This window comes from Pseudoalteromonas sp. 1181_04 (assembly GCF_052850545.1).
This window is the reverse complement of record NZ_VXCS01000022.1, coordinates 44,011-57,039: the sequence shown is the minus strand read 5'-3', so window position 1 is coordinate 57,039 and position 13,029 is coordinate 44,011. Positions and strand designations below refer to the sequence as shown.

Sequence of the window (13,029 nt, the reverse complement as noted above, 5' to 3'; positions counted from 1 at the left end):
GAATTTCCATGCCAATAAGACTATAAATGAATAATCGTTAAGTTTCGAGGCTCCATACGCCAGTGCCTGTCGCCGCGATATGATTAACATTTCCTTGTAGTACTTTGCTGCCAACACTCACAGATGACTGCGGACGACTGACCAAATACCCTTGCACGCAGCTAATACCCATACGCTTCACTAATTCAAACTGGGCGATTTCTTCCACCCCTTCAGCAACGATTTTAAGGCCGAGCTTCGAGCCTAACTCACTGATTGAATTTAATATTTCATTATACTTCGGGTTTTCATTAGCTTGGGCTATGAATAATCTATCAATTTTGATCACATCAATAGGTAGATCAGCTAAGGTGCTTAAAGAACTAAAACCGGTACCAAAGTCATCAATTGCGATAGTGACGCCTTCTTTTCGTAATTTTTCTAATTCATTAATAATAGTGTGACTTGCGGTGATCAATGTTGATTCGGTGATCTCTAACATCAAAGAAGTAGGCGGGAGACCCGTTTTTGCGAGTTTTTTCATTACCCATTCGTGAATAGGGCGATGTTTGAGTTGAATGCCTGAGACATTAACTGAGATTTTAACTTTGCGCATACCAGCATTATGCCAAGCTGCCATTTGTCGACATGACTCTAGCATTATCCAATCACCAAGCTCTAATATAAGGTTTGATTCTTCGGCAATCGGAATAAACTCTACTGGAGAAATAGCCCCTTCAACAGGATGATCCCAGCGCACTAATGCTTCGAAGTAATCGATGGCGCAATCTTCAACATGCACAATAGGCTGAAATGATAAATGAAAATTATGACACGCAATCGCTAAACGCAGCTCTTCGAGTAAGTAGTGGTAGCGACGCATTTTATTGCCCATTTCTGGCGAATAGACTTTAAAAATACCACGTCCATCGGTTTTAGCACGATACATAGCCACATCCGCCATTTGCAACAAAGCATGGGGAGTTGATGCACTCTCAGGATAAACCGCAATACCGACACTGGCACTGATCTTAATTAGTTTATTGCCTAGTACAAAGTCTCGCTCTATTTCGTTTAATACATGCTGTGCAACATCCAAACTTTTAGAACTGGAATCAATGTTATTAATAAAAATAGAGAATTCATCGCCCCCTAAACGTGCTAGATTTTGCTCTAGCAGACTGGTGGGATTGATATCATTAAGCTTGTGATGGCGTAATACGCTTGCGAGGCGTTCGGCTACTTGAATCAATACTTCATCACCAAAACTGTGACCAAAAGAGTCATTTACTTGCTTAAAACCATCTAAATCAATAAATAACAAGGCACAGTGAATGTTTGTGAGTTCAGCACCACTGAGTTGACGGTCTAAGTGCTCAATATAAGCGTGACGGTCAATTAACAAGGTCAATTTATCTTGGCAAATACTGGTTTGAGTTTCACGAGCATAATTGGCTACATGGCTGGTTAAGGCATTAATTGCTTGGCTTAAGCGGGTAACTTCTGTTGCATGCTCAAGCTCAGGAAGTTGAATGTTAAATGACTCGATTACTTTTTTTGTTTGTGTATTAAGTTGTTCTATTAATTGTTTTTCGCGTTTAATGTTTAATTGCTTACCAAAATACCACGTTAAAAATAAACCTATTAAAATCAATAAAATAAAGTTTATGGGTGACAAAATAGTGGCATTGAGCATTGATGACACTTGGGCAGTAATAAATTGTGCGTCTGTTGCTTTAATAAGTAAATAATCCGTACCATCTTTGCGAACAATATAATGGCCATTTAATATAGGATTATACCAAGAGGGCATCGTTAATTGGGTGGTAGCAGTATCAAAAGCGCGAGTGGCAATACTAGATTGTTGCGGGTTAATGGTATTGACTTGCTTGGTCAATAAAATATTCATGCCGTAGCAAAAAATAAACATAGCAATAAAGGCAATACTGAGTAAGCGAAAAAATTTAGTCATTCCATTAAACCATTTTATCCCAATTATATGAGTTTTTTATTAGGTATTACATAATTTTATCAGTATATAGTTTGTCAGAGTCACTGACAAAACATTTCTTTTACAATAGTCTTGTAAAAGCAACCCTTTTCCTGTTAAGTGTTATTTTATCGATGTTTGCCGAACTTTTACTCAATTTAATCATTAAATAAATTCACTTTACCAGCGGTTATTTGTTAACTACTTTAAAGGTCATAATTCAGACCGTGATTAAACTTGGTTTAGTTCTTGCTCTCATTTAATTGGTGATAATGAGGTGAGTGTTTTGTGTTTTATTTGCACATATTTGGTGCGATATTTTTTTAATTGCACTGTCATAAAGCATAAATATAACTTTGTTTAACTAGGGTGTGTTTATTTTTCGAGGTTACTTTTACTGCAGTATGTTTGATTGTTAGGCAAATCAGAGCACATAGTAGTGTTTTATCTACATAGATTGTGCGATAACGTAGCATAACGACCAAGCGCAGTCTGAAAGTTGAACAAATTTCAAGCTTGAAAAGTTACACGCCCTAATAAAAATACATTTTACAGCCCTGCGTATGTTGAGTAGTTGAACGCACTTCTGTGGCAAGGATTAATTGACCTTAAGGTTTACTTTGGAGCCCACTATGTTAAGTAAACGATTTTTTAAAACTAAAAATGAAGCTGAAGTTACATTTGAATTTCAGCATCCTCAGGCTGAGCAAGTTCAGTTAGTTGGTGAATTTACTGATTGGCAACCTGTTACTATGAAGTTTAATAAAAAAGAGCAATGTTTTAAGTTAAAACAGCGCTTACCGAACGATCAACAGTTTCATTTTCGATATTTAGTTAATGGTACTATTTGGGATAATGATCACCATGCTGATGGATACATAGCAAACAGCTTTGGTACAGAAAATAGTATAGTCAATACACAACGTATTTAAGGCGCGGTAAATGGAGTCTCTTTCACAGCTTTTTTATCTACATGGTATTGGCTATGAATACACCAAATATACCGGTGAACACGTGGTTTTTAGCGATGCAACCCGCAGTGCGGCACTCAGTTGTTGTGGTGTTGATGTTACAGATCACGCTCAAATAGCGCATTTAAATATCAGCTTAGATGCCAATAAGTGGCTGCAACTAGTACCAGAGTGTAGTTTGGTATGTGCTGAACAACCAGCCGTTAAAGTGCGTATTGATAGGCGTATGCTAGGGCAACAATGTACCGTATCATTTGCACAGCTTGATTTGCCCAGCATTACTCACCAATTAGCTGATTTGCAATGCAGTGGCGATTATTTATTTAACGATGTCACTTATTTAGAGCTTATTTTTCCGCTTCCATTATTGCCAATTGGTTATCATGATGCGCATATTAGCGTTGCAGGTTTAACGGCGACAACTCAACTGTGGGTGACACCTAAGTATAGTTTCCAAGTGACAGATAAAAAGCAAAGCGGGCTTTCAATTCAACTTTATAGTTTAAAAAATAATGCAGCACTAGGGATAGGCGATTTTGCCGATTTATTATCGCTGACCGAGCAAGCAGCAAGTCATAAACTGGATTATATTTTACTCAATCCACTGCATTTATTATTTTCCGAGCAACCAGAGCGAGCAAGTCCCTACAGTCCAAATAATCGCGCGTTATTAAACCCACTCTATATATCAATTGATTTATGCGATGACAGCATTAATAACCCCGATATCACTGCGTATTTACAAAGCAGCTATGCGAGTGACTTTAAAAAGCGGACTCTGCAGTCGCAGTATATTAATTACAGTGCAGTGAGTGAATTCAAATACGCAGCCTTTAACTTGCTATACCAGCATTTTTGTATGCATGGGAGTGAGCACCGCAAACAACACTTCAGCGATTTTTGTCAACAGCATGGTTCGACACTTGCGACCTTAAAAGTTACTGACAGCGACTTTGCTTACTACTTGCAATGGCTAGCATATGTGCAATTAAAATTATGCCAAACTACCGCCCGAGAGCAGGGAATGAGTATTGGTTTGATCAATGATTTAGCGGTGGGTTGCGCCGGTGATGGCAGCGAGTTTCTCAATCAACAATCGTTGTTTACCGATTCTGCTTATGTAGGTGCACCGCCTGATCCATGGGCAGAGCATGGCCAGAACTGGGGATTGCCAGCATTGAATCCGATTAAGCTCAGCGATAATAATTTTAGCTACTACCGAGCATTGATCCGTGCCAATATGGAAAACGTTGGTGGCTTACGTATTGACCATGTTATGGCTATCCGCCGTTTATGGTGGTGTTTTGAGCATCAACAGCAACAAGATGGTTGCTATGTGTATTATCCATTTGAGCATTTATTAGCGGTACTGACAATAGAATCCCATTTGAATCAATGTATTGTCATTGGTGAAGATCTTGGGGTTGTTCCACCAGAGGTGAAAGCTGCACTTGCAGATAAAGCAATATTTTCAAATAGCTTATTCTATTTTGAAAAAGATTATCAAGGTGAATTTTTAGCGGCTCAGTCATTTGCGCCACAATCATTGTTAATGGTTGCAAACCATGATGTACCGCCTTTCTTTGGTTGGTGGCAGGGGCTTGATCTTACTTTGAAATTAAAATATCAATTAATTGATGAACAACAGTTAACTCAACTGCATGCAGACCGAGAAATTGAAAAACAACGACTACTGCGTTTTCTGTCAGGATGTGCAGAGCACTCCTTGTTTGTGGACAGTACAGCAAGTGATGTTTATCAGGCGCTGACCTTAGGCTTGGCCGCTGCACCAGCGCGGTTATTTACTATTCAGCTCGATGATTTAGATGAGCAAACATTACCTGTAAACATTCCTGGAACGGATCAAGAATACCCTAATTGGCGTCGGGTATTAACGCATTCAAGTGAACAAATATTAACTCGTCACAGTGCATTTCTCAGTGCTATTAATTCCATAAGGACTAATTAAATGAACAGTATTGTTCGTAAAACCGCAAAGTCACAGCACTATGATCAACAAGTTAATGCTTTAAAGCGCGGCTGTTTTAAAGATCCGTTTAGTTTTTTAGGCGTACATGCAATTACTGACACGCACAGTGAAATACGCTGTTATATGCCCGGGGCAACAAAATTAACGATTAAACTGCCTCAGCAAATGATTGTTAGCACACGCTATGGTGATTCAGATTTATTTATAGCACAGCTTAGTAATCAAGATATTTCAGCTTATCAGCTAGTGGTAGATTACAGCGATTGTCAGGTTATTTGTGAAGATATGTATAGTTTTGATAGCAGCCTAGATGATAGTGCAATGTACTTATTTAATGAAGGCACATTAGAGCACGCATATCGCCATCTTGGTGCCCACTTTATTGATTTTAAAGGTGTTGCAGGTGTACGTTTTAGCGTTTGGGCACCTAATGCAAGCAGTGTTTCAGTTATTGGTGAGTTTAATCACTGGCAGCAAAGCCAACACTTTATGCGTTTTAACCCTGCGTCTGGAGTCTGGGACTTATTTATTCCAGAGCTAAATGAAGGTCAGTGTTATAAGTTTTCTATAACAACACTCAGTGGCGAAGTGCTCGAAAAGGCTGATCCATTTGCATTTAAAATGCAGCAAGCACCAGGCACTGCTTCAGTACTTCAAACTCGGCCCGCAGCAATTAAACTAACTGATAAAATGCAACGTCAGCGTGTTAAACGCAACGCGATTGATGCACCTATCTCTATTTATGAAGTGCATTTAGGTTCTTGGCAGCGAGAAGAGGGAGATCGTTATTTAACTTATCAAGAATTAGCACAGCGGTTAATTAATTATGTCACTGAGCAAGGCTTTACGCATATCCAACTTATGCCGATCAGTGAATTTCCATTTGATGGTTCTTGGGGGTATCAGCCAGTTGGCTTATTTGCACCAACGAGTCGGTTTGGCGGTTTGGATGATTTTCGTTATTTTGTAGAGCAATGCCACCAAGCTAACATTGGTTTACTCATTGATTGGGTTCCAGGCCACTTCCCAAGTGATCCACATGGCTTGCATCGTTTTGATGGCACACATTTATTTGAACATGCCGATGTGCGTCAAGGTTTCCATCCAGATTGGAATACCTATATCTACAACTATGATCGCCCAGAGGTTCGCAGCTTTTTAGTTGCTAATGCAATGTATTGGTTAGAAGAATTTGCCATTGATGGATTACGTGTCGATGCTGTTGCCTCAATGCTATACCTTGATTACAGTCGTGAAGATGGACAGTGGATCCCGAATAAGTTTGGCGGACGTGAGAATCTTGGTGCTATTGAGTGTTTAAAACAAGTTAACTTACGTTGTTATGCTAATAACCCCGGCATTATGATGGTAGCTGAAGAGTCAACGGCATGGCCTGGTGTTACCCGTCAGGTGAATCATGATGGCTTAGGGTTTGGTTACAAGTGGAATATGGGCTGGATGAACGACAGCCTTCACTATATGCAACGCGATCCTTTATATCGCCAACATCATCATCACGAATTAACTTTTTCGATGGTGTATGCCTATAGTGAAAATTATATTTTACCTTTAAGCCATGATGAAGTGGTGCACGGTAAAGGCTCATTAATTGAAAAAATGCCTGGTGATGATTGGCAAAAATTTGCAAATTTACGCGCGTATTATGCATTTATGTGGGCGCATCCAGGCAAAAAATTACTGTTCATGGGCGGTGAGATTGCCCAGCGTAGCGAGTGGAATCATGATCAATCAATTGATTGGCATTTACTTGAGCATCTATCGCATCAAGGTGTACAACGAACTATCGCGCAGCTCAATAAAGTATATCGCGATGTTCCAGCTTTACATCAGCTAGATACTGATCCGTCAGGTTTTAGCTGGATCGATAATCAAAATGCTCAACAAAGTATTTTTAGTTTTATTCGCTTTGCTAAGAAAGCCAGTAATTACGTGGTTGTGGTAAGTAACCTCACACCAACGGTTTATCATGATTATTGTATTGGTGTACCAAGCTCAGGTGAATTTGAAGTCATTTTAAATACCGATGACGAACAGCTATTTGGCTCTGGAGTACAAGTGTGTGGGCAATCAGCTAAAACAACCAGTACAGCAACTCCATGCCACGGGCATCAACATAGCATTAAACTCTCACTGCCAGCGCTTGCGACGGTTTATTTAAGAAGGGTGGCTGATGAGTTTATCGATTGAATTAAATAAAGGGCAAACTTTTCCGCTGGGAGCCAGTGTATTAACAAACGGTGTAAATTTTGCCGTTTATGCGCCATTGGCTAAACAGTTGTATGTGTGTTTATTTGATGCCAGTGGTCATACCGAAGTTTTAAAGTTAGCAATGAATAATAATGAAGGGGGGATATGGAGTTTACATATAACCCCACTGGCTATGGGCACTTTATATGGTTATCGCGCAGAAGGTGAATATCAACCTAAAAAAGGATTGTTTTTTAATAGCCAAAAATTGTTAATTGACCCCTATGCAAAAGATTTATTTGGTGAGTTTACCTGGAGTGAACGCCACTATGGGCAAATGCCTAAAGGTACTTTGAGTACGGTAAACAACGCCATTGATATCCCTAAATCTAAAGTCACACAGCTGCAGCCTTATCAAGGTAAAAAACCGGGCCATAGTTGGGGAGAAACGGTTATTTATGAATGTCACGTTAAAGGCGCCACAGCACGACATCCCTCTATTCCAAGTCAGCTACAAGGTACCTATTTGGGCTTGAGCCATCCCAGTTTTATAGAGCATTTACGTACACTTGGCGTAACCACTTTAGAATTGTTACCGGTACATAGTTTTATTAGCGAACAGTTTTTAACCGCCAAAGGCCTGCAAAACTACTGGGGTTACAATACATTAAATTTTTTTACACCAAATAAAGATTACTTAGTAACTGATGAAATTGGTGAATTTCAACAAATGGTTACTAAACTTCATCAAGCGGGTATTGAAGTGATTTTAGATGTGGTTTACAACCACACCGCAGAGGCTGGTAGCGACGGTCCTTTGTTATCTTGGCGCGGCCTAAATAACCCTGGTTATTACCGTAGTGTTAACGATAACCCTGAAGTTTATATCAATGACACTGGGTGTGGTAATACCTTAAATATAGACGACCCATTTAGCTTGAAAATGGTACTCGATAGCTTACGTTATTGGGTAGAAATAATGGGTGTTGATGGTTTTAGGTTTGATTTAGCAACTATTCTTGGACGGACGCCGCATGGCTTTAGCCAAACCCATAGTTTTTTACAAGCAATCAATCAAGATCCAGTGTTAAGCCAAGTGAAATTAATTGCTGAGCCTTGGGACATAGGCCCTGGTGGTTATCAATTGGGAGCATTTCCTGCGCCTTGGCGTGAGTGGAATGATAAATACCGTGATGTTGTTAGGCGCTTTTGGCAAGGGCAGCACAATATGCTGGCTGATCTTGCAAAACGTTTACATGGCTCTTTTGATTTGTTTGATCATAATCACCGTGGGCCATTGAATAGTATTAATTTTATAACCAGTCATGATGGCTTTACTTTAACCGATTTAGTGAGTTACGAACAAAAGCATAACGAAGCAAATGGTGAACAAAACCGCGATGGGCACAGTGCTAATTATTCGTTTAATTGCGGTGTTGAAGGCTTTACTGATGATTTAAAAGTTACCTCCATGCGGTTACAACAACAAAAAAACTTTTTACTTACCTTACTACTTTCCAAAGGAGTGCCTATGCTGTCATCAGGCAGTGAAATGGGGCACTCGCAAGGAGGGAATAACAATGCTTATTGTCAAAATAACCGCACTAGTTGGCTGGCATGGAAAGACTCGCAGCGTAGCCACAGCCTCATTCGTTTTATTGACGATGTATTGACCTTACGAAAGCAACACTGTGTGTTTAAACACAGTGTATTTTTACACGATAGCGATAAGCGATTTAGTGTTGATTGGTATACCGAGCAAAGCCAAGCCATGCAAGAAAGTGACTGGCATGATGGTTCAAAACAGTTTTTGATGTATAGCTTAAAAGATACACAACTAAATACGGCATTACTCATTATTTTGAATGCCAGTAATGTGGCAGTTAAATGTCAATTACCTGCTAATCACGATTTATCGGTATGGCGTTTAGCGCTTAGCAGTGTTGATCAAGCAATGGTTAAAAATACAGAACAGTTTGAGGTTGCTGCACAAAGCAGTTGGGTTTTTACAGCCAATTTAGAGGACGAATGTAATGGCGAATAATGGTGAACAAATGTGTGTTGCTAAAGGTTGGCAAGATGCCCCTTTAATAGATGAAAGTACCCTTGAAGATGATTTATCACGCCATTTCTATTATACCCTTGGGCGCGATAAGGTCGGAAAGTCTCAACTGTATTTGTATAACGCACTAGCGTTGACAATTCGCGATCGATTAGTCGCTCGTTGTCGAGCAACAAAACAGCAAATGCACAGTGAAAAGCGTCGTAAAACGGCTTATATATCACTTGAGTTTTTAATGGGCCGAGCACTAGGTAATGCCATTTTAAATTTAGATTTAGAAGAGCAAGTCAAACTTGCACTTAATAATTATTGCGCTCACATTGAACATGTTGCGCAAGCAGAGCATGACGCTGGGTTAGGTAATGGTGGTTTAGGCCGCTTAGCTGCGTGTTTTCTAGATAGTTGTGCGAGTTTAGCATTACCTGTAACCGGTTATGGTATTCGTTATGAATACGGCATGTTTAACCAGTCAATCGAAAATGGCCATCAAATAGAGCAGCCTGATAATTGGTTACGTGAAGGGCATCCATGGGAGCTGAGCGCACCAGAGCAAGCCAAGCGTGTTAAGTTTTTTGGCCATGTTGAAAGTTATACTGATAAGAACGGACGCATTCATCGACAATGGTTAGACACTGAAGATGTATTAGCTGTCCCTTATGATGTGCCGATCCCTGGCTATAAAAATGACATAGTTAACACCCTCAGACTCTGGAAATCAGAAGCCACTGATGAGTTTGATTTAGGTGAGTTTAACGCCGGTAGTTACTCAGAAGCCGTCGCGCATAAAAACCTTGCCGAACAAATCACCATGGTACTTTATCCTAATGACAGCAGCGAAAATGGTAAAGAGCTACGTTTAAGGCAGCAATACTTTTTATCGTCGGCGAGCTTACAAGATATTGTTGGTCTATGGGTATCACAGCATGGTGAAAAGTTTAGTGATTTTGCTGATTTTCATGTTTTTCAACTTAATGACACCCACCCAAGTATTGCTGTTGCAGAGTTAATGCGATTGCTGATTGATGATTATGACTTGGATTGGGATGCTGCATGGCAGATCACCACAAAAACCATGGCGTATACCAATCATACGTTGCTTCCAGAAGCGCTCGAAAAGTGGTCTGTGTCATTATTTGCGCGTTTATTACCGCGTATTCTTGAAATAATTTATGAAATAAATGCACGTTTTCTTGCTCAAGTTGCGTTGGCGTGGCCGGGGGATGTTGCAAAACAACAAGCGTTGTCTTTAATTGAAGAAGGCTCAGATCCACAAGTAAGAATGGCGTATTTAGCCATTGTTGGCAGTTTTTCAGTTAATGGCGTAGCAGCATTGCACACAGAATTACTTAAAGAAGGTTTGTTTAAAACTTTTTATGAATTGTGGCCTGAAAAATTCAACAATAAAACTAATGGTGTAACGCCAAGGCGGTGGATAGCTCATTGTAACCCCAAACTAACACAGTTGATTGGTGAAAAAATTGGTCAAGATTGGGTGAGGGATTTTGCGCAAATTAGCCAGCTGCGTCGCTATTATGATGATGTTAAATTCCATAAACAATGGCAAAGCGTCAAACTTGAAAACAAACAACGGCTAGTTGATTTAGTCAAAGAGCGTTGTGGTGTTGAATTTGACACTAGCATGCTATTTGATGTGCAAGTTAAACGAATTCATGAGTATAAGCGCCAATTACTGAATGTATTACACATAATTCACTTGTATGACCGGATCCGTCGTGGCGATACCGCCAATTTAGTGCCACGCTGTGTATTACTAGGAGGAAAAGCTGCACCGGGGTATTACATGGCTAAGCGCATTATTAAGCTAATTAATAATGTTGCAGATGTGATCAACAAAGATCCGCTTGCTCAGCCTTATTTACGGGTGGCATTTTTACCAAATTATAATGTTACAGCAATGGAAACGATTTGCCCCGCAACAGACTTGTCTGAACAAATTTCAACCGCAGGTAAAGAAGCATCTGGTACCGGTAATATGAAGTTTATGATGAATGGGGCGTTGACGATTGGCACTTTAGATGGTGCTAATATAGAAATTCGCGATGCAGTAGGGGCTGATAACTTCTTCTTATTCGGCGCACAAGCGGAACAAATTGAGGGAATAAAACAAAGCTACAACCCATTACACATTATTCATAATACGCCTGACTTACTAAGTGTTATGCAATTACTTGAAAGTGGGCACTTTAATTTATTCGAACCTGGTTTATTTGACGACATTATTGGTGCAATCAAAAGCCCACATGATCCTTGGTTGGTTGCCCACGATTTTGATAGTTTTGTACAAGCACAAAAGGCGGTTGAACACGCTTTTCAAGATCAACAGCATTGGACGCAAATGAGTATTTTAAATACTGCGGCCAGTGGTACTTTTTCAAGTGATAGAACGATCAGCCAATACAGTGATGATATTTGGCATTTGGAAGCATTAACAACATCTAGTTCGGCCGACACAGCCGTAAGCAACAGCAAAGATTAATACGGAGATAAATTATGCCAAGTTATGCAAATCGCTACATAAGTAGTCTGACACGAGAAACCTACGCACTGATTTTAGCAGGGGGCAGAGGTTCACGCTTACATGAATTAACAAACTGGCGGGCCAAACCGGCAGTTTATTTTGGTGGCAAACATCGTATTATCGATTTCCCGCTATCAAACTGTATTAATTCAGGTATTCGTCGTGTTGGGATTGCCACACAGTATAAATCGCACTCGCTGATCCGCCATGTCAACCGTGCATGGGGCCACTTTAAAAAAGAACTGGGTGAATCGGTAGAGATATTACCGGCATCACAGCGTTATGGTGACGAATGGTATTGCGGCACTGCAGATGCGGTGTTCCAAAATATGGATATTATTCGTCATGAGCTACCTAAGTATGTAATGATTTTATCTGGCGATCATGTTTACCGTATGGATTACGGCGGCTTATTGGCAAAACATGTTGAAACAGGTGCAGACATGACGGTGTGCTGTATTGAAGTTCCTTGCGAAGAAGCCGCAGAAACATTTGGTGTGATGACGGTAGATGAAGAGAAACGAGTACGTCGTTTTGATGAGAAACCGAAAATGCCAAGTTCAATTCCTGGTCGTCCGGGCACTTGTTTAGCGTCAATGGGTAATTATGTATTTAATACTGAGTTCTTATTTGAACAACTAAAAAAAGACGCAGAAAACGAAGGTTCAGGCCGTGATTTTGGTCATGATATTATTCCGGCAATTATTGAAGAGCATAATGTATTTGCTTTTCCATTTCGAGAGCCAGGTCATGACGGCCAACCTTATTGGCGTGATGTGGGTACACTTGACTCATTCTGGGAAGCAAACATGGAACTGGTGATGCCAGAGCCACAGCTGGATTTATACGACCCAACTTGGCCTATTTGGACTTACCAAGAACAACTGCCACCGGCTAAGTTTATTTTTGATAATGATGACAGACGTGGCATGGCTGTAGATTCAACCGTATCAGGCGGCTGTATTATTTCAGGCTCGGTGGTTCGTAAATCACTGTTATTCTCTAATGTACATATTCGCTCATACTGCGTCATTGAAGAGTCGGTGATATTACCAGGTGCGATTATTCAACGTAATTGCCGTATTCGCCGTGCTATTATCGACCGTGGATGTGAAGTGCCAGCCGGTGTTGAAATCGGTTTTGATCGTAAAGCAGACGAAGAAAATGGTTTCAGAGTATCTAAAAAGGGTATTGTGTTAGTGACCCGTGAAATGCTCACAGAACTTTCCAAAAAACTTGAGCGCCAAGAGCGTGAGAGTAAACAATTAGCTTAAAATATCATACAGTTGT

At 40.2% G+C, this 13,029-nt stretch carries 7 protein-coding genes; 6 read left to right on the top strand and 1 reads right to left on the bottom strand.

Annotated features, from left to right (window positions below; translation table 11 throughout):
• Positions 1 to 37: 37 nt before the first annotated feature.
• A complete protein-coding gene (locus FW757_RS17625) occupies positions 38 to 1,951 on the bottom strand; it encodes a putative bifunctional diguanylate cyclase/phosphodiesterase (RefSeq protein WP_446441527.1) in 1,914 nt (637 codons plus the stop codon).
• Between the two features lie 650 nt (positions 1,952 to 2,601).
• On the opposite strand from FW757_RS17625, the gene FW757_RS17620 reads away from it, so the two are divergent.
• From FW757_RS17620 to glgC, 6 genes are read left to right on the top strand one after another with little or no spacing between them, the layout of a single operon-like run.
• Positions 2,602 to 2,901 carry an isoamylase early set domain-containing protein gene (locus tag FW757_RS17620; RefSeq protein ID WP_182718642.1) on the top strand — a complete coding sequence of 100 codons (300 nt, stop codon included), beginning with the start codon at positions 2,602 to 2,604 and terminating at the stop codon, positions 2,899 to 2,901.
• A 10-nt stretch (positions 2,902 to 2,911) separates the two neighbouring features.
• On the top strand, positions 2,912 to 4,909 hold the full coding sequence (malQ, locus tag FW757_RS17615) for a 4-alpha-glucanotransferase (protein WP_182784493.1): 1,998 nt from the start codon (positions 2,912 to 2,914) through the stop codon (positions 4,907 to 4,909).
• Positions 4,910 to 7,138, top strand: a complete 2,229-nt coding sequence (glgB, locus tag FW757_RS17610) for a 1,4-alpha-glucan branching protein GlgB (protein ID WP_446441526.1) — start codon at positions 4,910 to 4,912, stop codon at positions 7,136 to 7,138.
• On the top strand, positions 7,122 to 9,182 hold the full coding sequence (gene glgX / locus FW757_RS17605; RefSeq protein ID WP_145235917.1) for a glycogen debranching protein GlgX: 2,061 nt from the start codon (positions 7,122 to 7,124) through the stop codon (positions 9,180 to 9,182). The genes glgB and glgX overlap by 17 nt, the downstream gene beginning before the upstream one ends.
• A complete protein-coding gene (locus FW757_RS17600) occupies positions 9,172 to 11,697 on the top strand; it encodes a glycogen/starch/alpha-glucan phosphorylase (protein WP_404699233.1) in 2,526 nt (841 codons plus the stop codon). The genes glgX and FW757_RS17600 overlap by 11 nt, the downstream gene beginning before the upstream one ends.
• Positions 11,698 to 11,711: 14 nt before the next feature.
• On the top strand, positions 11,712 to 13,013 hold the full coding sequence (glgC, locus tag FW757_RS17595; RefSeq protein WP_149980163.1) for a glucose-1-phosphate adenylyltransferase: 1,302 nt from the start codon (positions 11,712 to 11,714) through the stop codon (positions 13,011 to 13,013).
• Positions 13,014 to 13,029: the final 16 nt, after the last annotated feature.